Here is a 23,230-nt window from a genome sequence, read left to right as displayed (position 1 = left end):
TCGACTGACGGAGCGCGACATGTCCACGCAAACTCAAACTTTCCCTCGGGCCAATCTTGCCGCCGATGCCGCGAGCACTGCGCGGCACGACCCCAGGCTGATCGTGTCCGGGCTCGCCGCGCTTGGATGGCTCGGCAGCGCGGCGATCACGCATTGGTGGCCCGCACTCGACGACTGGCCATACACGCGTGAACTGCTGATCCTCAAGCTGCTGCTCGCGGTGTTATCGGCGGGTATCGGCGTGGCGGGCTGGCGAGTGAATGCCTCGACACCAGCGGCAAGCGCAAAGCGTCTGCGCGTGCAGGCGTGGCTCAACGCGACGCCCTGGCTGTTGGCGCTGTCTATCGGATTGACGGCATGGGAAGTGGTCACCGCGCAGCTCGAATGGCTGCCGCGTCCGTTCTTCGCGCCCCCGCAAGCATTGCTCGCCGTCTATGCGGACGATCTGCCGAGACTCGCGTCGAGCGTCGGCCACTCGTTCGTGTTGCTCGCGTATGGCTACGTGTGCGGGGCCCTGACGGGCTTCGTGATCGGCGTCAGCATCGGCTGGTCGAAGGCGGTGGGGTATTGGCTTCATCCGGTCCTGCGCCTCGTGGGTCCGTTGCCCGCCACCGCGTGGCTGCCGCTCGCCTTCTTCTTTTTCCCGTCGAGCTTCAGTGCAAGCGTGTTCCTGATCGCACTCGCTGCCGCGTTCCCGGTCGCCGTGCTCACATGGTCCGGTGTAGCGAGCGTGAGTTCCGCGTATTACGACGTGGCCCGCACTCTCGGCGCGCGGCCATCGTTCCTGATTCTTCGCGTCGCCATTCCGGCTGCGTTGCCTTCGGTATTCGTCGGGCTGTTCATGGGTCTGGGCGCGTCGTTCGCGGTGTTGATCGTCGCGGAGATGATGGGCGTGAAAGCGGGCCTCGGCTGGTATCTGCAATGGGCGCAGGGCTGGGCCGCCTATTCGAACATGTACGCCGCGCTGCTCGTGATGGCGCTGATGTGCTCGGGGCTCGTCACGTTGCTGTTTCGCGTGCGCGACCGTCTGCTGACATGGCAAAAAGGATTGCTCAAATGGTAGCCGCTTCTCTGTCTCAATCGTTTTCCGGGTCGTTTCGGCAGGCGTCGTCCGCTCGCGCGCGGCGAGGCACGCGAGTCGATGTGCGCGAGGTCAGCCATCAATTCACGCTGCGCGGCGAGGCGCTGCCCGTGCTCGACAACATCAGCCTCACGGTCGAGCCCGGCGAGTTCGTCGCGCTGCTCGGCGCTAGCGGCTGCGGCAAATCGACGTTGCTGAGGCTCGTCGCGGGCCTCGATGCGCCCGCGCGCGGCGAGATCCATGCAGACGGCGAAGCGGTCGCTGGTCCCGATCCGTCGCGCGTCGTCGTGTTTCAGGACCCGACGCTGTTTCCGTGGCGCACGGTGCGCGACAACGTCGGGCTCGGTCCGCAGGCGCAGCGCAAAACACGCGGCGATCAGGCGAAGCGCGAAACCGCGGAACGTATCGACGCGGCGCTGCAGACGGTCGGCCTGTCGGCGTTTGCGAACGCGTTTCCGCATCAACTGTCGGGCGGGATGGCGCAGCGCGCGGCACTCGCGCGCGCGCTGGTCAATAACCCGCGCCTTCTCGTGCTCGACGAACCGTTCGGCAAGCTCGATTCGCTGACGCGTATCCGCATGCAGGCGGAACTTGTGCGCCTGTGGCAGGCGGAAGGGTTTTCCGTGCTGCTCGTCACACACGACGTCGAGGAAGCGCTGTACGTCGCGAACCGCGTGATCGTGCTGAGCGAACGGCCGGCGCGCATCGTTTCCGAGGTTCGCAACGACGCGCCGTATCCGCGCCATCGCGACGATCCCGCGCTGGTGTCGTTGCGCCGCGATGTACTGGGGCTGCTGGGCCTCGAAACGTAGCCCGCGCGCAGACGCGGCCACAGACCATCCACTCAAGCACAGGGAAGCAACACGATGAACCATACTGACGACAATCAGCCATCGAACGCCGCGCGCCGCGTGTGGCTGCGCAACACCGCGTGGGCTGCCGGCGCGGCTGCGCTCGGCGGCGCGGCATTCGGTCTGCCGGGCGTGCGCGCATCGGCCGACGAAGCGCTGAAGCCGCTCAAGCTCTCATGGAACGCGTCGGCGATCTGCACCGCGCCCGTGCCGGTCGCCGAGAAACAGGGCTTTTTCCGCAAGCATGGCTTGCAAGTTGAACTGGTCAACTTCGCAGGCTCGACCGACCAGTTGCTCGAAGCGATCGCAACCGGCAAATCGGATGCAGGCGTCGGCATGGCGCTGCGCTGGATCAAACCGCTTGAACAGGGCTTCGACGTCAAACTGACGGCGGGCATTCACGGCGGCTGCATGAGACTGCTCGCGACGAAGGCGTCGGGTATCGTCGATCTTCAGGGGCTTAAGGGACGCACGGTCGGCGTGAGCGACATGGCGAGCCCCGCGAAGAATTTCTTCGCGGTGACGCTAAAGAAGATCGGCGTCGATCCGGACAACGATGTGCACTGGCGTCAATATCCCGCTCCGCTGCTTGGCGAAGCATTGAAAAAGGGCGAAGTGCAGGCGATCGCCGATGGCGACCCGACCATCTGGACCTTGCGCGAAGGCGACCATTTGCAGGAAGTGTCGAACAACCTGTGCGGCGAGTACGCGAACCGCGTGTGCTGCGTGCTGGGCGTGCGCGGCTCGCTGATCCGCAAGGACCGCGCGACGGCGCAAGCGCTGACTCAGGCCTTGCTCGAAGCGACCGAGTGGACCGCGAACAACCCCGCGCAGGCCGCCGCGATCTTCGCGCCGAACGCGCCGGGCGCGAATGTCGAGCAACTGACGGAGATGCTCAAGAGCCATACGGACCACCATCATCCGGTGGGCGATGCGTTCAAGAAGGAAATCGCGCTCTATGCCGACGATCTGAAATCGGTCGGCGTGTTGAACAACGGTACGAATTCGGACCGTTTCGCGGCGCGTGTGTTTTCGGACGTGCTTGCCTGATGTGCAAAAAGCGCCGACGCGCGCCTGGTTAGCAGGCGCGCGTCGGTTGCATGAGAGAGATAATCAAGCGGGTGCCGTTTCGCGCGCGACGGCGGCTCGCACCACAGGCAACAGATCCCGGCCATACGCCAGCGCATCTTCGAGCGGATCGAAGCCGCGAATCAGGAAGGTCGATACGCCGAGCTTGTGATATTCGAGCAGCGCGTCAGCCACCTGTTGCGGCGTGCCGACCAGCGACGTCGAATTGCCCGCCGCACGCGTGAGCGCGGTAATGCCGGTCCACAGCCGCGTATCGACGACATTGCCCTTATCCGCTTCGGCGAGCAGCCGTTGCGAGCCGACGTTCTGCGGGTTCTTCGGCCGGCGCGTGAAATTCGGCGACGTGGCGACAATGTCTTTCGCGCGCTCGAGAATGGATTCGGCGCGCGCCCATGCGGCGTCTTCGGTGGGCGCGATGATGGGACGCAGAGACAGGCTGAAACGCACATGCTGTTCGCGGCCATAGCGCGCGGCGGCTTTGCGCACCTTCGCGATGGTCTCTTCGACGGCCGCGAGCGACTCGCCCCACAGCGCGTAGACGTCGGCGTGCTTGCCCGCGACCTCGATCGCCGCCTCGGACGATCCGCCGAAATACACCGGCAAATGAGACCGCTGCAACGGGCGAATCTGCGACTTGTGGCCCGTCACGCGGTAAAACGCGCCTTCGTGATCGAACGGTTGATCGCTGGTCCAGGAGCGCTTGACCACATCGAGATATTCGTCGGTGCGCCGATACCGGTCAGCGTGCGACAGATAATCGCCATCGCGCTGCTGCTCCGCGTCGTCGCCGCCCGAGATGATGTGCACGGCGGCGCGTCCCGCGCTGAAGTGATCGAGTGTCGCGAGTTGCCGCGCGGCGAGCGTCGGTGCGACGAAGCCCGGACGATGCGCGAGCAGGATGCCCAGGCGCTTCGTCTGCTGCGCGACGAACGACGCAATCTGAAAGCCGTCGGGCGACGCGCTCGAATGTGCAATCAGCACACGGTCGAAGCCGCCATATTCATGCGCTTGCGCCACGGCGGCAATGTACGGCGGATTGACCGCAGGTCCTTTCGGCAAATGAATCTCGCTCGATTCCTGATGGCTCACATAGCCGATGAATTCGACGCTCATCTGGGTTCACTCCTCGTGGGTGAAGTGGTGGTGAATGCGGCGCGGCCCAGATTGCCGAGCACGGTGTCGTTCTGCGGTGTGTGAATGCGCGCGCACAGCACGTCGCGGTAGTGGCGCTCCAGTGCGTTGTTGCGACTGAGGCCAGGATTGCTGCTCGCTTCGAGTGCGAGTTCGACGGCATCGATAGCGTGCTGGCTGACGAGATACTTGATGGTCGGCGCTTCGACCGTACCGATCTGGCCGGCTGCGCCTGCATCGAGCAGGACGCGGTTGTTGAACAGCAGCGCATCGATGCGCCCCACCGTCTGCTGAAAACTGTCGAGCGTCGATAGCGGGGCGTTCAGTCCCGAAGGCACGCGTTGCGCCGCCCACTGCACGAACCAGTCGCGCGCGGCGCGTGCGATGCCGTCGTAGATCGATGGCAGCAACACGTTCATCCACAGGCTCGTCAGCGGGTCCATGCCGTTGGTCGGGCCGGGCGGTTGAAGATCGACGGCCTGGTCGAACGGTACGCGTACGTTATCGAAGATCACTTCATGGCTGCCCGTCGCACGCATGCCGAGATGATTCCACGGCTCGCCAAAACGGATGCCGGGCGTGTCGCGATGAACGAGCCACGTGCCGACTCGCGGTGCCGCTTCGTCCGTGCGTCCCCACACGGCGAACCAGGTCAGACCGGGACTGCCCGTCGAATACAGCTTGCGGCCGCTCAGTATCCAGTGATTGCCTTCGCTGCGGCCAACCGTGGCGGGCAGGCCGCCACGCGACGGCGAGCCGAGTTCGGGCTCGACGCGCAACGAGTTGATCAGCGCGCCGCGTTCGACGGCATCGCGCGCAATGCGTTCTTTCAGCGCTGCCGGCCAGTTCGGATTGGCCTGCAGACGCAGATGATAGAGGCATTGCATCACAAGAATCAGCGCCGTCGAAGGTTCGCCGCGCGCTACCGCGCGAATCACCTTGAGCGCTTGTGCAAGTGTGGCCTCGCGTCCGCCGAGCGCACGCGGCACGGTCAGCGAAAGCAGACCCGCGCGACGCAGACGGGCGAGGTTCTCGTGCGGGAAGATTGGGCCGGCGTCGAGCGCGGCGGCGCCTGCGCCGAATTCGGCTGTCAGCGCGGCGAGCCACGCATCGGCTTGCGGACTGTCGAGATCGGCGAGTGCCTGAAGCGCATCGGCGTCGCGCTCCACATCGGCAAGCGCGCCTTCGGGTTGACGGCTGGTCATGGTCGGTCGGTTCACTGTGCGGCAAGCGGAAATTGCCGGTCGAAACTCTTCGTGACATCGAGCGGTGTCTTGATCACATCCGCACGGTGATAGAGATCGGCCGTCTTTTGCTGTTCGGCGATGAGGCCATCGTCGATGACGACGGGATGCAGTTGCGCGCGCTGATAGACGGTCTTCAGCACTTCAGGCGGCAAGCCCGTCACTTTCGATTGCATGGCGGCCACTTCGTCCGGATGCGAGAGCGCCCAGCGCTGGCCGGCCGCGACGCGCTTGAGGAAATCGGCGATTTCGGCATGCTTGTCCTTGATGGAGGTTTCGGTCGCAGCCTGGAAGCTAAGGCCAGAAGACAGATTGACGCCATTCGCGATGCTGCGATCGTGATCGCGCTGCTCGGCGAGCGCGACATACGGATCCCACGTGGACCACGCGTCGACGTTGCCGGACGTGAGCGCGGCCTTGGCATCGGCGGGCTGCATGAAGCGCAGCGATACATCCGAGAGCTTGATGCCCGCGCGTTCGAGTGTTGCAATCGCGAGGTAATGGCCGATTGAGCCGCGCGTGGTCGCGATGCGCTTGCCCTTGAGATCGGCGGCCGTCCTGATGGGCGATGCGTCAGGCACGATGATCGCGAGATCGGTCGGCGTCGAGCGCGTTGCGGCCACTGCACGCACTCGCGCGCCCGCTGCGTACGCGAAGATCAGCGGCGCATCGCCGAGGCCGCCGACATCGATTGCCCCCGCGTTGAGCGCCTCCCCCAGCGGTTGCGCAGCAGGGAAGTTGAACCATTCGATCTTGTACGGCACGTCCTTCAACTGGCCTGACGCTTCGAGTATGCCGCGCGTCTGCAACTGCTGATCGCCGACTTTAAGCGTCGTCTCCGCCAGCGCGGCAGGCGATGCACTTGCGATGATCGCGCAAATCAGAAGGCCGGACAATCTTTGCAGAAATCGATTGAGAAGGAAGGGCATGAGGGAGCGCAGCATCAGGTAGTTGAATAAAAACACACGATACGGTCGCAGGTTTTATAAGGCAAACGCATTGTTCTTCTTTGTTAATATGCGTTGGAGGAAAACGGAAAGCTGGAAGAGCCGCTTGAGCATACGGGCGGTTGCAGGCTAATGTCGCTCCATCAACACTTCATTTGAAGACAAGACCATCCATGAAACTCGATGAAATCGAGGCCTTCGTTGCCGTCGTGCGCAGCCAGTCGCTGAGTCAGGCCGCCGATTCTCTCGCACTGACGCAACCTGCTGTCACGCGCCGCATCCAGAACTTCGAAGAAGCGCTTGGCGTCGAACTGCTCGATCGCAACACGAAGCCGCTGAAGACCACGCCGATGGGCCGCGTTGTGTATGAGCAATGCCGTGCCATCGTGCGCGAGGTGGACGCGCTCAGACATCTCGTCGCGGACGACGCGCCACTCGCGGGCGTATTGCGCCTCGGCGTCGCACAGACGGTTGCCGATGTGGCGATGCTCAAGGCGCTTCATGCGCTGCGCTGCGCACATCCCGAGTTGCGGGCGCGGGTGACGACGGGATGGGGTAACCCGCTGCTGCAGAAGGTCGAAGAGGCCGAACTGGATGCGGTGATCGTGCTGCTGCCAACGAACCGTGCGTTACAGGAAACGCTCGCAGGCGAAACGCTGGGCGAGCTGAAGCTCGCTGTGGTCGCGCAAAAGGGCAGCCTGAAGAAGCGTGCGTATACGCTCGCGGAGTGCCAATCGTATGGCTGGGTATTGAATCCGGATGGCTGCGGCTTTCGCGCGGGCTTGCAGCAGGCCCTCGCGGCGAAAGGCTACACGCTGAAGCTCAACCTCGAAACGCTCGGCACCGAGTTGCAGCTCGGGCTTGTCGCCGACGGCGTTGGCTTGGGGCTGGTTCCGCTGCCCTTGCTGCGCAGCAGCGTGCATGCAGCGCACCTCGACGTGGTTCCGATCACCGACTTCAAACCTGAAATCGCCGTGTGGATCGTACGTTCGCGCGCGTTGGGCAAAATGCAGTCCGCGCTCGCCGTACTCGCGGAAAGCGTCGAACAGAGCTTCAAGGCGGCACGCCTGTCACGCGCCGCCTGATGGCGCGCTTAGATCACGAAAAACCCATGCGTGCCGTCGCGATCGAGTTGCGCGACGAGGCCGTACTCCCATTCCAGATACGCGTTCATCGCTTCGCGCGCATTGTCGGTGCCTTCATACGGACGACGATAACGATCGATACGCGGCGAAGCGAGCCGGGAATCTCCCGATTCGGTCGGAAATCCCGCACGTATCCACGCCGATGTGCCGCCCTCCAGCACATGCACGGGCTTACCTGTTAGCGAGGCGACTTCGGGTGCGGCGAACGGTGCGAGCGCGTTGGTCGCGCAGGTGACGACATAACGTTTCGCGTCGGGCAGCGCGCGAAGATCGTCGACATCGTTCGACAGGCGCGAACGCACGATCCAGTGCGCACCCGGAATATGCGCCTTCACGTGGTTCGCGCTCGACGTCACGTCGATCACCACGGTGCGGCTCGATGGATCGGCGAGCAGCGCGGCGAGTTCTTCCGCGGATAAAGCGGAGGTGTGCGCGGGCTCCGGCTTCGTGCTGCGCCAGGGGCCACTAGCCGTGAGTTGCTGTCCGGCAGCGTCATCGATCACGTAGACGTCGATGTTCATCTGCGCGAGCCAAGATGCTGTCATGTTGGCGCGCACGCCGTCGTCGTCGAACAGCACGACGCGCGCGCCGCGCACGGACGCGAACATGTCCGTCTCCTGCACGAGCTGGCCGCCCGGCGCGCCCTGAAACCCCGGTGCATGCGCGCGTTCGTATTCGGCTGGCGTGCGCACATCGAAGCGATACGTGGTGCGCGACGGATCGGACGCCCAGCGAGCGGCTTCATCGAGCGTCGTGCGTTGGACGCCCGCGCGGTCGGCGAGCGCGCGCGCTGCGGTGCGCGATGCAGCGAGGTTAGTCTGATCGAGACCGGCCTCGGCATCGAACCGACGGCTGCTGCCGTGCTCCAGCGCCTGCCCCGCGAGCGTCCAGCCGATGGTGCCGTTGCGCAGCGCCGCGACGGGATTCGGCAGCCCCGCATTGACTAGCGATTGCGTGCCGATGATGCTGCGTGTGCGCCCCGCGCAATTGACGATCACATGCGTCTTAGGATCCGGCGCGAGCGCTCGCGCGCGCAGCACGAGTTCCGCGCCGGGCACGCTGATGCTGCCGGGAATGTTCATCGTCTGATATTCGTCGAAGCGGCGCGCGTCGAGCACGACGACGTCGTCACCGTTTTCAAGCAAGATTCCGACCGCCTCTGCGGAAAGCGAAGGCGTATGCCGCTGCGCTTCGACGAATTCGCCGAAAGCCTTGCTCGGCACGTTGACGTCGCGGAATACTTCGCCGCCGGCGCGAATCCATCCGTCGAGTCCGCCCGCCAGCAGTGCGATCCGTGTGTATCCGAGGGACGTGAGCTTGTCGGCGGCGCGCGTCGCAAGTCCTTCGCCAGCGTCGAACAGCACGATGGGTACGTCGCGGCGGGGCAAACGGGTGTAGGCGTCCAGTTCGATCTTCGACAGCGGAAAATTCGCGGCGAAGAGCGGATGAGCCTGTGCATGCGGGTCTTCTTCGCGTACGTCGAGCAGCGCGATTTCACGTCGCGCGAGCAGCGCTTCGCGCACGTCTTCATACGTGCGGACGGAATATGACTTCATGAAAGAGGTATTTCCTTGCTGAGATCCCACAGGTTGGGGAGCGTGTCGTTCGAATAGCCTGAAATAAACGGCTTTGGCCGCTCGTTTGGCGGGTACGTGGAGCGGCGCACCGCGCCGATGTTCGCACCATAAACGTGGATGCTGACGGACGTGCGGTCGTCGTACGCATTGCGCACGCGATGAATGTCGCCGATGACAGGCGACACCGCTTCGACATCGCCCGCTTCGAGACGTACTTCGGCGCCCGCCACGCGCAGCGTGCCGTCGTCGTTGCGCGCGTAGGGCGCGGCAAGTTCCGCGCCGCGCAGCACACCGATGAGTCCCCACACGGTGTGATCGTGAATCGGCGTCTGCTGGCCCGGACCCCAGACGAAGCTGACGACGCTGAAGCGTTGGCGTGCATCGGCGTAGAGCAGAAACTGCTGATAGCGATCGACGGAAGGCTGCGCATAAGCATCGGGCAGCCAGTCGTCGACGCGGACCAACTCGCGCAGCGCAAGGACGCCTTGGTGGAGCAATCCGGCTTCATCGACCCCGGAATCAACGAGTTCCGCAATCTCGCAGACAAAGTGCCGAAGTTTGTGAATAGCCATCAGTCGAGTAACTCCCGTTCGCTTTCGATCAGCCCTTCGTACATGCTGTCGAATGCATGACGCGCACCGTTCGCGCGGCCGACCTGCTGATGCGTGAGGTCTGCCATATCGTGCGGAATCGGCTGTGGCGTGAGATCGGGGCGCGCCTCGTGAATCGCAGCGTGAATGGCAAACGCAGCCTGATTCACGGGACCATCGCCCACCACGATCTCGCCGTGGCGATTCACCAGCAGCAGATCGGACACGCGCATGCGGCCGAAATGCCGGCCCAGCGGATTGACCCAGAAGTGGTCCGTCGATTCGGGATCGCGCGCGGTGATATGACCCGCGAGCCCTTGCGCGAAGCCATACTGCGCGAACAGTCGAAATACGCCCGCAAGACGTTGCTGACGATGCAGACGTTCTTCTGCAAGCGTACGTTGTGGTTCCAGTTCTTCGTCGAACCAGAACTTGCGCACGGGCGTGTCATGCCGCACGAGCGACGGTTGATCGGCGGCGAGAAGGGTGCTCATGATCGCTCCGGTCAAGCGGCGCGGCGTGCGCGGGACGTGAGTTCGCGGGTCGCGGGAATCAGTTCGCGCCCATAGTCGATGGCATCTTCTAATGGATCGAAGCCGCGAATCAGGAAGGTCGTCACGCCGAGTTCATGATATTCGGCGAGCGTCTGCGCGACTTGCGCCGGCGTGCCGACAAGCGCAGTGGAATTCGAGCGTCCGCCGATTTCTTTTGCCACGGCGGTCCAGAGACGTTCGTCCGCGCGTACGCCGTCGCCGGATGCCGCGAGCAGGCGGCGCGCGCCTTCGCTTTGCTGCGGACCACCGCGCGAGAAGCCCTGTTCGACACGCAGGCGACGTGTCTCTTCGAGGATGTGTTCTGCGCGCTCCCATGCGGCACTTTCCGTCGCGGCAAGGATCGGCCGGAACGACACGGAGAAGCGCACGCGGCGGCCGTGTTTCGCGGCTTCGGCGCGCACGCGCGTCACCTGTTCGTGCACCTGCTGTTTCGATTCGCCCCACAGCGCATAGACATCGGCATGTTTGCCGGCCACGGCGAGCGCGGGCTCGGATGCACCGCCGAAATAGATGGGCACATGCGGCGACTGTTTCGGCTTGACCTCGGAGAACGCCTTTTCTACGCGGTAGAAGGGGCCTTCGTGATCGAACGGCTGATCTTCCGTCCACACGCGACGCAGAATCTGCAGGTATTCGTCGGTGCGCGCGTAACGGTCGTCGTGACTCAGGAAGTCGCCGTCGCGCCGTTGATCTTCGTCGCTGCCGCCGGAGATGAAGTGCACACCGAGCCGGCCGCCCGAGAAGTGATCGAGCGTGGCGATCTGCCGGGCCGCGAGTGTTGGCGCGACAAAGCCCGGGCGATGCGCGAGCATGAAATGCACTTTCGATGTCGCGCTCGCCGCGTAGGCGATCGTGATCGTCGCATCGGGGCTCGTAGAACTGTGCGGGACCAGAATGCGATCGAAGCCGGCGTTCTCGTGCGCCTGCGCAAAGGCGCGTACGTAGTCGGTATCGATAGCGGGCCCTTGCGGAAGATGCGTTTCCGACACCTTGCGCTGTTGAATCATGCCGATGAATTCGACGCTCATGTTAGTTCCCTGCGGAAATCCGTTTTGATGAGGAAATACATGTCACAACAGACGCAACGATGAACGAAGCGCCTGCGGATGATCGAAACGAGGCTAACACTACGTTATGCAAAGACTAAATAGTTAATTCAGATAAACATATAGAGATCGCATGTTGCGCAAGCGATCTGCAGCGCCTTTCATATCGCGTTTTACGATTTCCATTCGAAAATCTCTTCGTAGACCGGGTTTTTGCGTGACTCTATTATCGGCTCTCCCAGGGCTGAGCGCGGCGAGGTCTTATCTAACGGCAAAATGGGTTCCCAGTCCATTCCCGCGCGTGGAAGTCCGTGGAGGCGTGATCTGAGCCTCTTGCAGTCGCGAGCGCTTTGAATCAATACATTCCATTGACGAGAGTCGAGTATGAGTCAAGCTTTGTCCACATTACGGCGTTTCTTTTTCGCTCGAAACGCGTCGGCAGTCCACGCTATCCTCTTTGTGCTGGCCTTCAGTACGTCATCCGCATTCGCGGGCGACGCACAGACACTCAAGATCGGCACATCGACCAGCCCGCAAATCGAAGCGTTGAAGACCGCGGCTCAGGAAGCCAAACAGCAAGGGCTCGACGTCAAGATCATCGAATTCACCGACTGGAATACGCCGAACGCCGCCCTCGCGAACAAGGATATCGACGTCAACTATTTCCAGCACATTCCCTTCCTCGAAAACGCAAAGAAGCAGGGTGGTTACGACTTCGTGGCGATTGCTCCCGGCACGATCATGAAGATCGGCCTCTATTCGAAGAAGGTAAAGCGCTTTGAGGATCTGAAGGATGGCGCCACGGTTGCGATCGCGAACGATCCCGTCAACGGGGGTCGCGGACTGCTACTGCTGCAACGCGCTGGACTTATCAAGCTGAAGCCTGGCGTCGACTACCGCGCGACCACGCTGGATATCGTCGATAACCCGAAGCATCTGAAGATCGTTGCCCTTGAGGCGTCGCAGCTGGCACGCTCGCTCGATGACGTCGATCTCGCGCAGGGCTATCCGAGCTTCATCAAACTCGCGGGCACGGCCGATCCGAATAGCGCGCTGTTGTTCGATGGCCTCGAAAACAAGAACTTTGCGATTCAATGGGTGGTGCGCCCGGAAAGCGTCAACGACCCGCGCATCCTCAAGTTCATTTCGATCTACCAGCATTCGCATGCTGTGCGAGTTGCGCTCGATAAGGCGTTCGGCAATCTGTACGCTGTCGCGTGGTGAGACGAGGATCGGCAAGGAATTCCACATGACCCATCTGCTCGACGCTGCGCGCTTCATCGAGGAAGAATCGGCATTCGCCGTCGGAGCGCCGGAGCACGGCACCGCACCTGCCGTCGTATTCGACGCTGCAGGCAAGGTATTCAAGCCGGCACGCGGTCAGCCCGCCGTCGCGTTGACGAACGTACGGTTGAATGTGCGTCGTGGCGAGATATTCGGCATCATTGGGCGCAGCGGCGCGGGCAAGTCGACCTTGCTGCGCCTTGTCAATGGACTCGAAAAGCCGTCCTCGGGAGCGGTGCTCGTGAACGGCGTGAGCGTCGGCGAACTCGGCGAGAGCGGACTCGTCACATTGCGTCGGCGCATCGGCATGGTTTTCCAGCACTTCAACCTGCTGTCGGCGAAAACGGTCTATGACAATATCGCGTTGCCGCTCAGGATCGCGGGCGTGTCCCGGGCGGCTATCGAAGAGAAAGTCTCGGCCCTGCTCGATCTCGTCGGGTTGTCGGCCAAGCGAAACGCATTTCCGGCGAGTCTTTCGGGCGGGCAGAAGCAGCGCGTCGGCATTGCACGTGCGCTCGTACACGATCCCGACATTTTGCTGTGCGACGAAGCGACCTCTGCGCTCGACCCCGAGACGACACAGTCGATTCTCGCACTGTTACGCGATATCAACCGGCGTCTCGGTCTGACGATCATTCTCATCACGCACGAAATGGGCGTGATACGCGAAGCCTGCGACACCGTCGCTGTCATCGAGCAGGGCGCCGTAGTCGAAACAGGCCCCGTGTGGCGAGTGTTCGGCAAGCCACAGCATGACGCGACGCGCGCGCTGTTGCGCACATTGGTGCACGCCCTTCCCGACGATCTTGCCGCCCGCCTGAAGCCGGCGAGCAATCCTGCATTGCTTGGCGAGGCGGCCAATGTTCTGCTTGACGTGCGCTACACGGGGGCCAGCGGAAACGATCCGGACCTTGCGGCATTGAGCTCGGCGTTGACGGTGGACGGCGGCGCGGTGAGCTTCGTGCATGGCGGAATCGACCGCATCCAGGGACATGCACAGGGGCGTCTCGTGCTGGCGGCGCGGTTGTCGGCGCATGAGAGGTCAGAAGGTGCATTTGCGAGCCGCATCGACGTGCTGCTTGAGCGTGCGCGGCGACACGCGGATCACGTGGAGGTGCTTGGCTATGTCTGAACTGTGGCTCTCGGAACTGACGGGTGCGATTCGTGACACGTTGCTGATGGTCGGCATTTCGGCATGCATCGCGTTGATCGTCGGCATTCCGCTTGCGCTGGTGCTCGTCACGACCACGCGGGGCGGTATCTACGAGCGACGCACGGTGAATTCGACGCTCGGCGGTCTCGTCAACGCGCTGCGCTCGACGCCGTTCATCATTTTGCTCGTCGCGCTGTTGCCGCTCACGCGTGTTCTGGTCGGCACGACGATCGGCGTGTGGGCTGCGACCGTGCCGCTCTCCATCGCAGCGATTCCATTCTTTGCCCGCGTTGCCGAAGTCAGTCTGCGCGAAGTGGATCGCGGTCTGATCGAAGCCGCCCAGGCGATGGGTGCGCAGCGCCGCCACATCATCTGGCATGTACTGCTGCCGGAAGCGCTGCCCGGCATCCTGGGCGGATTCACGATCACGATCGTGGCGATGATCGGCTCGTCCGCGATGGCGGGCGCCGTCGGTGCGGGCGGGCTTGGCGATCTCGCGATCCGTTATGGCTACCAGCGCTTCGACACAACTGTGATGGTGACGGTCATTGTGTTGCTCATCGCGATTGTCACGGCAGTGCAGGTCGCCGGGGACCGCCTCGTTCGCCGTCTCGCGCGACGCGCGTGAAGTCCGGCTAGATCGGCGGGAAGCGAATCGTGGCGCTGCACGGCGCACCTCGTACAGACTTTCTGCAGCGACATCGCAGCGCGTGCTCTTTCCGGGGCGATTCGTCCGGATTCTTGAGGCACAGGCCTGCCCGCATGAGTGCCGGCTTGTCCGTAAATCCTGCTAAGCAATCTCGGATTCGATAGTAGGCGTGGCGCGCCGCGACTGATCCAATATGTGATTGGCCTCGTCTGCGGCGGATTGCAATGTCTGCTCCTTCGTTTGTGACGCGACGCCGCGAGCCGACGGGCTTCACTTTTGCATTCGAGCCAACATCATGTCGACATTTCAATCCGATGCCGTGGCGCAGTTGCCGCGACTTCCCGATCCTGCGCGCGTCAAGCGCATCAAGGACGATTCCGAAGCCCTCGATGCGGCGCGCACCCTCGCGGCAGACTTCGCAGCGGGTGCCGCCGAACGAGATCGCGACCGCATCCTGCCATGGGCCGAACTCGACCGGTGGTCCGAAAGCGGGCTGGGAGGGATTACCGTACCGGCGGAATACGGCGGCGCCGACGTTTCGCTCGCGACGCTTGCGGAAGTCTTCGTGATTCTTTGCGCGGCCGATCCCGCGTTGGGTCAGATCCCGCAAAATCATTTCGGCGTGCTGGGCGTCCTTCGCGAGATCGGCACACCAGCCCAAAAAGCGCGCCTGTATGGCGAAGTGCTGGCGGGCCAGCGGCTCGGCAATGCCGGCCCGGAACGCCGCTCCGCATCGAGCGCGACGATCCTGCAAGGCACGACGCGCTTGCGTGCGACGCAAGATGGGCTGCGGCTAGACGGCAAGCGTTTCTATTCTACGGGCGCGCTGTTTGCGCACCGCGTCCCGGCCCGCGCGACCGACGACGAAGGACGTGCCGTTCAGGTCTGGGTGCCGCGCGATGCCGCTGGCCTGAGCGTGATCGATGACTGGAATTCGTTCGGGCAGCGCACAACCGCGAGCGGAACCGTGATTTTCGACCAGTTGTCCGTCGATGCCGACGATGTATTGCCCATCTGGCAGCTTGGCGACCGTCCGGGTCTGTTCGGGCCGACTTCTCAACTGATACAGGCCGCCATCGACCAGGGAATCGCCGAGGCGGCCGTGGCCGATGCAATCCATTTCGTGCGCGAGCGTTCCCGGCCGTGGATCGATTCGGGGCTGGAGCGCGCCGTCGATGATCCCTACATCATCGCCGACGTCGGCCGACTGCAAATCGATCTCCACGCCGCGCACGAAGTGCTGATCGAGGCTGGCCACACGCTCGGCGCCATCGCCTCGCAGCCGGTCGATGCCGCGGCGAGCGCGCGTGCGTCCGTTGCCGTGGCTCAGGCAAAAGTGCTCACGACGCGCATCGCGCTTGAAGCCAGCGAGAAGCTATTCGAACTGGCGGGGTCCGCGTCGACGCGCGCGGCACACAGCCTCGATCGCCATTGGCGCAATGCACGCACCCACACGCTGCACGATCCCGTGCGCTGGAAGTTGCATCTGGTCGGTAACTATTTTCTGAATGACGTACTGCCCGTGCGGCATTCGTGGAACTGAAAAATGGCAACAGACATTCATGACAGTACGCTTGAGCGCACCACGCCGGCCGAATCGACGCGCGCGAGGCCGGCACGAATCGCCGATGACGCACACGCGTTGCTCGTTGCTCGACAGCTCGCCGCAGCTTTCGCCCCCGAAGCCGCGGCGCGCGATCGCGATCGCCGGTTGCCATGGGCCGAACTCGACGCGTTTGCGGCGAGTGGTCTATGGGCGATCACGGTGCCTCGCGAATATGGCGGCGCGGGCGTCAGCAGCAAGACGCTCGCGGAAGTGACGGCGATCATTGCGGCAGCTGATGGCTCTTTGGGCCAGATTCCGCAGAATCATTTCTATGCACTGGAAGTGCTGCGTGTCGGCGGGCGCCCTGAGCAACAGCGCTTCTTCTATGATCGCGTACTGGCGGGAGACCGATTCGGCAACGCACTCGCCGAGACTGGCCACAAGGACTTCAAACGGCGCACGCGGCTCACGCGCGGCGCGGCCGGGTGGCAAGTCGAAGGGCGAAAATTCTATTGCACCGGCGCGTTGTTCGCACACTGGATTCCCACACTGGCGGTCAGCGAAGAAGATGGGCGCGATGTCACTTACCTCGTGTTCATCCCGCGCGACGCGCCGGGTGTCGAAGTGATCGACGACTGGGACGGTTTCGGGCAACGCATCACGGGCAGCGGCTCCGTGCAGTTCGATCAGGTGCGCGTCGAGCCAGAATGGATCGTGCCGTTTCAGACTTCGTTCGAGCGGCCTACGACGATCGGCCCGGTCGCGCAGATCATGCATGCGGCAATCGATCTGGGACAGGCGCGCGGGGCATTTCAGGCAGCTTTGCAGTTCGTGCGCGAGCATTCGCGGCCATGGATCGACGCGAGGGTGGAACATGCGTCGCAGGATCCGCTCACCATCACGGCCTTCGGTGATCTTGCCGTTCGCCTGAGCGCGGCGGAAGCGCTGTTGCGCCGGGCGGGCCGCTTCGTCGATGCAGCGCAGGCGGAGCCAGCCGAACGCTCCGTTGCTGAGGCGTCGATCGCCGTGGCCGAGGCGCGCGCGCTCACCACGACGGTCTCACTGGAAGCCGGCTCGCGGCTGTTCGAACTCGCCGGCACGGCCGCGACGCTCGACGGCCTCGGCCTCGACCGGTTCTGGCGCAATGCACGCACCCACACGCTGCATGATCCCGTGCGCTGGAAGTATCACGCCGTCGGCAACTTCTATCTCAACGACAAACATCCGCCCAGGCACGGAGCCTTGTGATGGCAAAAAAGCAGATCCTGCTGAACGCATTCAACATGAATTGCGTCGGCCATATCAACCACGGGTTATGGACGCATCCGCGCGATCGCTCGGCAGACTATCGGACACTGCCGTACTGGATCGATCTGGCGCGCACGCTCGAACGTGGACTGTTCGACGGGCTGTTTCTGGCCGACATCGTTGGCGTGTATGACGTTTATCAACACAACGTCGATGTGACGTTGCGGGAATCGATCCAGCTTCCCGTCAACGATCCCACGCTGCTGATTTCGGCGATGGCCGCCGTTACCCGGCATCTCGGCTTCGGCGTCACGGTCAACCTCACCTACGAGCAGCCGTATCTGCTTGCACGGCGTTTCTCGACGCTCGATCATCTGACGCAAGGCAGAGTCGGCTGGAACATCGTGACGGGCTATCTCGACAGTGCGGCAAGAGCGATGGGACTTGAAGAGCAGTTGCCCCACGACGAGCGCTACGACCGCGCGGACGAATACCTCGACGTGCTGTACAAGCTCTGGGAAGGGAGCTGGGAAGCGGATGCGGTGCTTCGCGACAAGTCGGCGCGTGTGTATGCCGATCCGGCGAAGGTCCACAAGATCCGGCACGCGGGGCGCTACTACAACGTGGACGGCTATCACCTCGCGGAGCCGTCGCCGCAGCGCACGCCAGTTTTGTTTCAGGCGGGGAGTTCGGGGCGTGGTCAACGTTTTGCCGCCCGTCACGCAGAATGCGTGTTCATCTCGCCCCCGAGTCGTGCGGTTGCACGCGAGACGGTCAAGACGCTGCGCGAGCAACTGGTTGAAGCGGGACGACGCCCAGATGACGTGAAGGTGTTCGCCGGAGCGGCAGTCGTGACGGGCGCCACGGAGCGCGAAGCTCGCGAGAAATACGCGGACTATCTTCGGTATGCAAGCCGCGACGCAGGGCTTGCGCATTTTGCCGCCAGCACGGGCATCGACTACGCACAATACGATCTTGACGCCCCCGTCGATTACGCGCCCACCAATGCCATCGAGTCCGCCACGCGCACAGCAAAGCAGCACGGCTGGACGCGACGCAAGCTGCTCGAGATGTTCGAGTTGGGTGGCCGGTATCCCGCCATCGTCGGGAGTGCCGCGCAGGTCGCGGATGAACTGCAGGGCTGGATCGAAGAAACCGGTATCGATGGATTCAATCTGAGCCGTACGGTCGTGCCCGAGAGCTACGAAGACTTCATCGATCACATCGTGCCCGAACTGCAGAGCAGGGGTCTTTACAAGACTGCTTATGCGGACGGAACGCTGCGCGGCAAGCTGTTTGGGCGCGGCGATCATTTGCCCGAGCTGCACACCGCGTCAGATTTCCGTGTCGGATCGAAGGAGCGAAGAGAGATTGAGCAAAACGTCCACCGTTGATCAATCTCGTTGCTATCGCGGATGAGCTGGTCGCTCGTGCGCTTCGCGGCTGATATCCGCGAATGACGGTCTGATCGCGAAAGTTCATATGTCCAATAGAGACCGCTGCGCCGCCACTGCTTTGCCCGTACTCGACCTGATGCAATTCGACCACGGCGATGCCGAAGCGGGCGCGAATATTCTGGTGAAGCTCCGCGAAGCCGCGCGTGATATCGGCTTCTTCTATCTGCGCGGTCACGGTGTAGACGCGGCGACGATTCTCAACGTGCAAGCACGCTCGCCGCAGTTCTTCCTGCTGGACGAAGCAGAAAAACTGAGTGTCGATATGGAGCACTCCGCGCAATTTCGCGGATATACCCGGGCGGGCGGCGAACTCACGCGTGGACAACCAGACTGGCGCGAGCAGTTCGATATCAATGCCGAGCGGCCGTTGATCGCACAAGGTGACGGCGCACCGACCTGACGCGGCTGCAAGGCCCGAACCAGTGGCCGGCCCCGCTGCCCGCGCTGTTTCACTGGCAGTCGGAGATGACCCGCCTGGCAATCCGGCTGCTGCGGGCATTTGCTGCCGCGCTCGAACAGCCCGACGATGCGTTCGAATCTGTCTATAGCGACGCGCCGAATCAGCACATCAAGATCCTTCGCTATCCTGGCCGCGACGCGCGAATTGATCTGCGGCGGCTTCACGGGCGGCGGGAGCGACAACGCGGCGTGGGAATGCTAGGGCGCCGTCGCCCCCCTCACGATAATTGGCGCTGCGACGAGAATCGACGCATCATCCGGCAAACGCGCCGGCACACCTCGCGGAATGCCGATCACCTGCGTATCGGGCGCACAAGATCAAGCTGGTGCCGCTGGAAGCCGCACAGTTGCCGCGTTCTCTGGATGACGTCGACTACGCGTTCGTGAACGGCAACTTCGCGCTGGCCTCCGGCCTCAAGCTAACCGATGCGCTGCTGCTCGAGAAAATCCCGCCGTACTATCTGAACCTCGTCGCGGTGCGCAAGGCCGATCTGCACAAGCCGTATGTGAAAGATATTGCGAGCGCGTACAGATCGGCAGAGTTCAAGCGTGTAATCGACGAACGTTTTGCGGGTTTCTCGAAGCCGTCGGAATGATGTGAACGGGCGGTGCACGAGCGATGCGAACAATGCGGTAACTCGACTCCGCCTTGGGACATCATCCACTGTGGCTTCGGCGATGGCACCTGTGAATTGCTCTGCACTTCGTGCTTCAATGCCAGGATAGCCGAGGCGGAGCTGGAGCGCGGTCCTATCCGGTTCCTTGCGTTTGCGTGTAGTGATCTCTCCAAAAAGCTTCTCGACTTCGTCGACGTCGTCTCGGCGGATGGATGGGAATACGCGCTGGTCTATGTATAACGCACCGTTGTGAAGAGGCCAATACGCGGTCTAACGATCACGTCGAACAATTCTTTCGGTCGCGCAGTACTAGGGGTATTCGTCCTTTTCGTGCTTGTATGGACCCGACGCCTTTTGCAAGCTTCTTGTTCGTGATGCCGAAACGGTCTGCATGCATGTATCCGGCTTGCCAGATGGGCGGTTGCCGAAGCACGCCCGCAGCCTCGATGAGATCCGCGCACCCCGTCCTTAGCAAAATCGCGGCTTGCTACAAGTGGCAGCCGGCACGAAAAACAGGCTTCAGGATGCTGGTTCAACCTATTTCGTCATCGCTTTGAGAAGCTTCGCAAACCTGTGTTGGGGGTAGCGTCTCCTTACAAGCAGTTTTCGGAGATTATGTTGCCGCGCTTCTCGTCATATAAGTCGCTTCGCTGCTGAGCAGTGCCTGGATGATCCGCGCGTTCCTGTTGGCCAGTGCGACCGCTGCGCAGTTATGCCCGCGTCGAGCCATCAGCTCTTGAAGCCAGATGCTCTGAGGATCCGTTTTTTTCGGTGCATAGCGCAGAACAGCCCGAGCACCATGAATGAGCAAGGTCCTCAGGTATGTGTCGCCGCGTCGGCTGATGCCGTGCAGGCGAGGCTTGCCGCCAGACGAATACTGTCGAGGCACGAGGCCGAGCCAGGCGGACAGATGCCGGCCGTTGCGAAACTGCCTGGCATCGCCGACCGCGGCGACAACGGCCGTGGCGGTAATCGGGCCAATACCAGGGATCTCGGCGATCTTCCTGCAGAGCGCGGATTTCTTCATGAACGTCTGGATGGATGCCTCGATGAGATGAACACGTTCCTCTATGGCGCGCATGTGCTGCAGAAGTTCGGTGAGCAGAGTCTGGCAAAAGGAGGTCAGTTCATCTGCGCTCGTGCGCAGCAATTCCGGTATCGCGCGCCTGAAGGCTTCCGGTGAGCGCGCAATAGCCAGCCCCCGTTCGCCGAGCAGGCCACGTATCTGGTTGATCAGCGCGGTACGATGACGCAGCAGAATTGCGCGCATGCGATGTGCTGCCTGGATATCCTGCTGCTCGACAGATTTGATCGTCACGAAGCGCATCGTGGGCCGGCTGGCAGCCTCGACGATCGCCTCCGCATCATTGCGGTCGTTCTTGTTTGTCTTGACGAACGGCGCAACATATTGCGGGCTGATCAGCCGGACTTCGATACCGACCGACTGGAAACGCCTCCCCCAGTGGTGGGCAGTGCTGCATGCTTCCATGACAACCAACTTCGGGTTCAAGGCGCGTACGGCTTCGAAGAACGAACTCCGCGAGACCTTCGACCGATGCACAACACGACCGCGACGATCAGCGCCGTGGAGCTGGAAGATCTGTTTCGCTAGATCAATGCCGAGAACGTCGATTTCCATGATGAACCTCCGCACGTCTGGGTGAGTGCGTTAGTGTCCCCCGGTGGGAGGCGCCGGGTCCATCTCAGTAAAATCTGGCGGTTTCATCCGCCCGAGCGCCTGGCCGGCGAGCGCATGATTGAGGGCGGCCAACACAATCGCACCACGCGCTGCAGTCCTGCGGTCTGTGTGCATGCAGAACCGGTTCACGATCCAGCCATGCGCCGCCATGGCGCCGCCTCGAGAAGGATCTCTCGATAGCGATCGATCGGAAAGCTCAGCGTTCCACGAAAATTCACATGCATAATATGCGCTGGACCCATCCGCCGTAACCAGTCGTCGTCCACCCCTTGGCCCTTGCTTCGCCAACGATCAAGGGTTGCCTGGATGCGCTGTGTATTCCACGCAATGACCAGGTTTGTCAGCAACGTCAAGGAGCCAGAAATCGCGATCATTTCGTCGCGGCGTCGCCCGCGCTCCGGCACGATCTTGCCGGTATAGATTGCGCGCTGCATCTGATGGACCGATTCACCGCGGTTGAGCAGCGTATGCATTTCTCGCCGGAACTCAATGTTGCTAAAGTAGTCGCACAGGAAAAGCGTGCGCAGTAACCTACCGAGGTGCTCTGCTGCCCGGTGCACCGGGTCGCCCTGTGCCGCGCTTCCGAACCGCTGTAGGGCGACCATTGCGCTCACGCGTCCCGCATGAATTGATGCAACAAGGCGCAGCAGTTCCTTCCAGCCGTCACGAATCGCCTTGATGGAGATCTCGTAGGCGACGACCGCTGCCAGCCCCTCGGGCGCTGCCACGGCTCTCGGCAGATACAGTTTGCGTTCCGAGAGGTTGCGCAAACGCGGGCAGAGATCAAAACCGAGCAGCTTCGACACCGCCATCCCTACGTTCGTGTATCCGTGCGTGTCTACTGAAAGACGCAGCAGTCCACCGTCGTCACGGTTCTCGTTGTGACGGATCACGCCCTCGATCGCCACGCCAGCCTGGCGTTCGTTCAGCACGATGGGCTGGTTATAGACAATGCCGTGCTGATCCAGCACGTGCGTGTATATGCCTACCGCGTGGCTGCGACGTCGCGGATCGACCCGCGCATAAAACAAGTACTGTGACGTATCCAGACTCATGGAGTCGCTCGATACCTGCCGTCCGTTACCCAGAGTTCCGTAATCGGATGCGAGCGCTGGAATTCAACCACGCGGTCGTTTGCACGCGGCAGCCGACCGGGCATTTCAAGGAAGCGCATTGCCGTTGAAATGTGCGCCGGGTCCAGTTGCGGGATCATGGCGGCGACGCTCCTGGTGTCCAGTTCGGTGCCGTGGGCGATCAACGCGGCGTACAGTGAGACGAGCTCGTTCGTATCGCGCGCCTTGCGTGACCGGAGCACTTCACTGAAGACAGGACGCCACCGAATCGCTCACGTCGAGACGTTCTTGCGCCGTGCGCTCGCTATCGTGAACCAGTGCCTTTATCGCGACCAGTCGATGCCGGTATTCGATAGCAGAGCGTGCCTGCCGGACCGTCGTGTGGTCGTAAGCCTGCCGTACGAGGTCGGAGACCCGGCGCCCTGTCACAGTCGGGCGGCAATTCGGTCGCGCCGCTGTCGTGCAGTGTGCCGACAAGATCGAGCTGTCGCAGGCTGGGTTCCGCGTCGCGTCCCACGAAGCCGAGCTCACGTAACGGCTGGCACGCAGAAAGACCAACTGGATCGCAACGCCGGCACGGTGACCGCGCCGAAAACGCTCGTTGACTGCGGCAACGTCGTTGTCAGTCAACGCGAAGTGGCGTTCCACGTCGAATTCCGACAGTCGGGCGGGCAAGCGATCTTGTCCCACATAGCGAAATCCTAGACCTGGCATCTCCGCCTCCCGACAAGGTCGCGCGATCTGTAATCGCGGGCAGGTATGTTATCGCAGATGCTGTTGGGACCTCCTG

21 protein-coding genes and 2 pseudogenes are annotated in these 23,230 nt (G+C 62.6%); 13 read left to right on the top strand and 10 right to left on the bottom strand.

The genetic code is table 11. From position 1 onward, the window contains the following. Positions 1-19: 19 nt before the first annotated feature. Genes BC1002_RS28940 through BC1002_RS28930 form a run of 3 tightly spaced genes read left to right on the top strand, consistent with a single transcriptional unit; the run spans position 20 to position 2,982 of the window. On the top strand, positions 20-1,063 hold the full coding sequence (locus BC1002_RS28940; protein WP_013093526.1) for an ABC transporter permease: 1,044 nt from the start codon (positions 20-22) through the stop codon (positions 1,061-1,063). After that, complete coding sequence (locus BC1002_RS28935; protein ID WP_013093525.1) at positions 1,057-1,893, top strand: ABC transporter ATP-binding protein; 837 nt, start codon at positions 1,057-1,059, stop codon at positions 1,891-1,893. The genes BC1002_RS28940 and BC1002_RS28935 overlap by 7 nt, the downstream gene beginning before the upstream one ends. A gap of 54 nt (positions 1,894-1,947) precedes the next feature. After that, the gene (locus BC1002_RS28930) at positions 1,948-2,982 is read left to right on the top strand and encodes an ABC transporter substrate-binding protein (RefSeq protein WP_013093524.1); all 1,035 of its coding nucleotides are present in this window, start codon (positions 1,948-1,950) and stop codon (positions 2,980-2,982) included. Between the two features lie 63 nt (positions 2,983-3,045). Here the strand turns inward: BC1002_RS28930 and BC1002_RS28925 are convergent, their stop codons facing one another. Genes BC1002_RS28925 through BC1002_RS28915 form a run of 3 tightly spaced genes read right to left on the bottom strand, consistent with a single transcriptional unit; the run spans position 3,046 to position 6,325 of the window. Next, positions 3,046-4,134 (bottom strand): LLM class flavin-dependent oxidoreductase, encoded by a 1,089-nt coding sequence (locus BC1002_RS28925; protein ID WP_013093523.1) that lies wholly within the window; start codon positions 4,132-4,134, stop codon positions 3,046-3,048. Beyond that, entirely contained in the window at positions 4,131-5,357 is a 1,227-nt protein-coding gene (locus tag BC1002_RS28920) for an acyl-CoA dehydrogenase family protein (RefSeq protein WP_013093522.1), read from the bottom strand. The genes BC1002_RS28925 and BC1002_RS28920 overlap by 4 nt, the downstream gene beginning before the upstream one ends. Before the next feature lie 11 nt (positions 5,358-5,368). Further along, positions 5,369-6,325, bottom strand: a complete 957-nt coding sequence (locus BC1002_RS28915; RefSeq protein ID WP_193373065.1) for an ABC transporter substrate-binding protein — start codon at positions 6,323-6,325, stop codon at positions 5,369-5,371. A 191-nt stretch (positions 6,326-6,516) separates the two neighbouring features. Between BC1002_RS28915 and BC1002_RS28910 the strand changes: the two genes are divergently transcribed. Next, positions 6,517-7,428, top strand: a complete 912-nt coding sequence (locus BC1002_RS28910; RefSeq protein ID WP_013093520.1) for a LysR family transcriptional regulator — start codon at positions 6,517-6,519, stop codon at positions 7,426-7,428. Between the two features lie 8 nt (positions 7,429-7,436). On the opposite strand, the gene BC1002_RS28905 is transcribed toward BC1002_RS28910, so the two are convergent. The 4 genes from BC1002_RS28905 to BC1002_RS28890 are packed head-to-tail and all read right to left on the bottom strand — an operon-like array spanning position 7,437 to position 11,237. Further along, positions 7,437-9,044 carry a rhodanese-related sulfurtransferase gene (locus BC1002_RS28905; protein WP_013093519.1) on the bottom strand — a complete coding sequence of 536 codons (1,608 nt, stop codon included), beginning with the start codon at positions 9,042-9,044 and terminating at the stop codon, positions 7,437-7,439. Then, positions 9,041-9,637, bottom strand: coding sequence for a cysteine dioxygenase family protein (locus BC1002_RS28900; protein ID WP_013093518.1), 597 nt, complete (start codon positions 9,635-9,637; stop codon positions 9,041-9,043). The genes BC1002_RS28905 and BC1002_RS28900 overlap by 4 nt, the downstream gene beginning before the upstream one ends. Continuing rightward, complete coding sequence (locus tag BC1002_RS28895; RefSeq protein WP_013093517.1) at positions 9,637-10,149, bottom strand: class II aldolase/adducin family protein; 513 nt, start codon at positions 10,147-10,149, stop codon at positions 9,637-9,639. The genes BC1002_RS28900 and BC1002_RS28895 overlap by 1 nt, the downstream gene beginning before the upstream one ends. 11 nt (positions 10,150-10,160) lie before the next feature. Then, positions 10,161-11,237 (bottom strand): LLM class flavin-dependent oxidoreductase, encoded by a 1,077-nt coding sequence (locus tag BC1002_RS28890; RefSeq protein WP_013093516.1) that lies wholly within the window; start codon positions 11,235-11,237, stop codon positions 10,161-10,163. 402 nt (positions 11,238-11,639) lie between these two features. Between BC1002_RS28890 and BC1002_RS28885 the strand changes: the two genes are divergently transcribed. From BC1002_RS28885 to BC1002_RS39855, 9 genes and pseudogenes are all read left to right on the top strand, one after another. Then, positions 11,640-12,479 carry a MetQ/NlpA family ABC transporter substrate-binding protein gene (locus tag BC1002_RS28885; protein ID WP_013093515.1) on the top strand — a complete coding sequence of 280 codons (840 nt, stop codon included), beginning with the start codon at positions 11,640-11,642 and terminating at the stop codon, positions 12,477-12,479. Between the two features lie 25 nt (positions 12,480-12,504). Further along, positions 12,505-13,671: a methionine ABC transporter ATP-binding protein gene (locus BC1002_RS28880; protein WP_013093514.1), complete on the top strand. Its 1,167-nt coding sequence runs from the start codon at positions 12,505-12,507 to the stop codon at positions 13,669-13,671. After that, positions 13,664-14,320, top strand: a complete 657-nt coding sequence (locus BC1002_RS28875; RefSeq protein WP_013093513.1) for a methionine ABC transporter permease — start codon at positions 13,664-13,666, stop codon at positions 14,318-14,320. The genes BC1002_RS28880 and BC1002_RS28875 overlap by 8 nt, the downstream gene beginning before the upstream one ends. Positions 14,321-14,636: 316 nt before the next feature. After that, a complete protein-coding gene (locus BC1002_RS28870) occupies positions 14,637-15,884 on the top strand; it encodes an SfnB family sulfur acquisition oxidoreductase (protein WP_013093512.1) in 1,248 nt (415 codons plus the stop codon). 3 nt (positions 15,885-15,887) lie between these two features. Next, positions 15,888-17,135 (top strand): SfnB family sulfur acquisition oxidoreductase, encoded by a 1,248-nt coding sequence (locus BC1002_RS28865; RefSeq protein WP_013093511.1) that lies wholly within the window; start codon positions 15,888-15,890, stop codon positions 17,133-17,135. Continuing rightward, a complete protein-coding gene (locus tag BC1002_RS28860) occupies positions 17,135-18,529 on the top strand; it encodes an LLM class flavin-dependent oxidoreductase (protein WP_013093510.1) in 1,395 nt (464 codons plus the stop codon). The genes BC1002_RS28865 and BC1002_RS28860 overlap by 1 nt, the downstream gene beginning before the upstream one ends. Positions 18,530-18,617: 88 nt before the next feature. Then, positions 18,618-18,992: an isopenicillin N synthase family oxygenase gene (locus tag BC1002_RS36885; RefSeq protein WP_202945598.1), complete on the top strand. Its 375-nt coding sequence runs from the start codon at positions 18,618-18,620 to the stop codon at positions 18,990-18,992. 370 nt (positions 18,993-19,362) lie between these two features. Continuing rightward, a pseudogene (locus tag BC1002_RS28850) lies at positions 19,363-19,647 on the top strand (MetQ/NlpA family ABC transporter substrate-binding protein); the annotation flags it as partial. Between the two features lie 12 nt (positions 19,648-19,659). Continuing rightward, the gene (locus BC1002_RS39855; RefSeq protein WP_083788755.1) at positions 19,660-19,908 is read left to right on the top strand and encodes a DUF7685 domain-containing protein; all 249 of its coding nucleotides are present in this window, start codon (positions 19,660-19,662) and stop codon (positions 19,906-19,908) included. Positions 19,909-20,281: 373 nt separating this feature from the next. Here the strand turns inward: BC1002_RS39855 and BC1002_RS28845 are convergent, their stop codons facing one another. The 3 genes and pseudogenes from BC1002_RS28845 to BC1002_RS38025 all read right to left on the bottom strand — a co-directional run bounded on the left by BC1002_RS28845 (position 20,282) and on the right by BC1002_RS38025 (position 23,154). Next, the gene (locus tag BC1002_RS28845) at positions 20,282-21,307 is read right to left on the bottom strand and encodes an IS110 family RNA-guided transposase (protein WP_013093454.1); all 1,026 of its coding nucleotides are present in this window, start codon (positions 21,305-21,307) and stop codon (positions 20,282-20,284) included. 185 nt (positions 21,308-21,492) lie between these two features. Next, a pseudogene (locus BC1002_RS36875) lies at positions 21,493-22,700 on the bottom strand (transposase); the annotation flags it as partial. After that, a complete protein-coding gene (locus BC1002_RS38025) occupies positions 22,684-23,154 on the bottom strand; it encodes a DUF4158 domain-containing protein (protein ID WP_420798802.1) in 471 nt (156 codons plus the stop codon). The gene BC1002_RS38025 and the pseudogene BC1002_RS36875, both read right to left, overlap by 17 nt. Positions 23,155-23,230 lie beyond the last annotated feature (76 nt).

Origin of the sequence: Paraburkholderia atlantica (assembly GCF_000092885.1) — a bacterium.
Classification (GTDB): Bacteria; Pseudomonadota; Gammaproteobacteria; order Burkholderiales; family Burkholderiaceae; genus Paraburkholderia; species Paraburkholderia atlantica.
This window is presented reverse-complemented; position numbering and strand designations above follow the sequence as displayed.

What these genes read in the sequence shown, in the direction of transcription:
- BC1002_RS28890 (WP_013093516.1), bottom strand. Translation starts at nt 11,237, where the DNA reads ATGAGCGTCGAATTCATCGGCATGATTCAACAGCGCAAGGTGTCGGAA.
- BC1002_RS28865 (WP_013093511.1), top strand. Translation starts at nt 15,888, where the DNA reads ATGGCAACAGACATTCATGACAGTACGCTTGAGCGCACCACGCCGGCC.
- BC1002_RS28925 (WP_013093523.1), bottom strand. Translation starts at nt 4,134, where the DNA reads ATGAGCGTCGAATTCATCGGCTATGTGAGCCATCAGGAATCGAGCGAG.
- BC1002_RS36885 (WP_202945598.1), top strand. Translation starts at nt 18,618, where the DNA reads ATGTCCAATAGAGACCGCTGCGCCGCCACTGCTTTGCCCGTACTCGAC.
- BC1002_RS28940 (WP_013093526.1), top strand. Translation starts at nt 20, where the DNA reads ATGTCCACGCAAACTCAAACTTTCCCTCGGGCCAATCTTGCCGCCGAT.
- BC1002_RS28930 (WP_013093524.1), top strand. Translation starts at nt 1,948, where the DNA reads ATGAACCATACTGACGACAATCAGCCATCGAACGCCGCGCGCCGCGTG.
- BC1002_RS28845 (WP_013093454.1), bottom strand. Translation starts at nt 21,307, where the DNA reads ATGGAAATCGACGTTCTCGGCATTGATCTAGCGAAACAGATCTTCCAG.
- BC1002_RS28910 (WP_013093520.1), top strand. Translation starts at nt 6,517, where the DNA reads ATGAAACTCGATGAAATCGAGGCCTTCGTTGCCGTCGTGCGCAGCCAG.
- BC1002_RS28880 (WP_013093514.1), top strand. Translation starts at nt 12,505, where the DNA reads ATGACCCATCTGCTCGACGCTGCGCGCTTCATCGAGGAAGAATCGGCA.
- BC1002_RS28870 (WP_013093512.1), top strand. Translation starts at nt 14,637, where the DNA reads ATGTCGACATTTCAATCCGATGCCGTGGCGCAGTTGCCGCGACTTCCC.
- BC1002_RS28895 (WP_013093517.1), bottom strand. Translation starts at nt 10,149, where the DNA reads ATGAGCACCCTTCTCGCCGCCGATCAACCGTCGCTCGTGCGGCATGAC.
- BC1002_RS28935 (WP_013093525.1), top strand. Translation starts at nt 1,057, where the DNA reads ATGGTAGCCGCTTCTCTGTCTCAATCGTTTTCCGGGTCGTTTCGGCAG.
- BC1002_RS28885 (WP_013093515.1), top strand. Translation starts at nt 11,640, where the DNA reads ATGAGTCAAGCTTTGTCCACATTACGGCGTTTCTTTTTCGCTCGAAAC.
- BC1002_RS38025 (WP_420798802.1), bottom strand. Translation starts at nt 23,154, where the DNA reads ATGCCAGGTCTAGGATTTCGCTATGTGGGACAAGATCGCTTGCCCGCC.
- BC1002_RS28900 (WP_013093518.1), bottom strand. Translation starts at nt 9,637, where the DNA reads ATGGCTATTCACAAACTTCGGCACTTTGTCTGCGAGATTGCGGAACTC.
- BC1002_RS28915 (WP_193373065.1), bottom strand. Translation starts at nt 6,325, where the DNA reads ATGCCCTTCCTTCTCAATCGATTTCTGCAAAGATTGTCCGGCCTTCTG.
- BC1002_RS28905 (WP_013093519.1), bottom strand. Translation starts at nt 9,044, where the DNA reads ATGAAGTCATATTCCGTCCGCACGTATGAAGACGTGCGCGAAGCGCTG.
- BC1002_RS28920 (WP_013093522.1), bottom strand. Translation starts at nt 5,357, where the DNA reads ATGACCAGCCGTCAACCCGAAGGCGCGCTTGCCGATGTGGAGCGCGAC.
- BC1002_RS28875 (WP_013093513.1), top strand. Translation starts at nt 13,664, where the DNA reads ATGTCTGAACTGTGGCTCTCGGAACTGACGGGTGCGATTCGTGACACG.
- BC1002_RS28860 (WP_013093510.1), top strand. Translation starts at nt 17,135, where the DNA reads ATGGCAAAAAAGCAGATCCTGCTGAACGCATTCAACATGAATTGCGTC.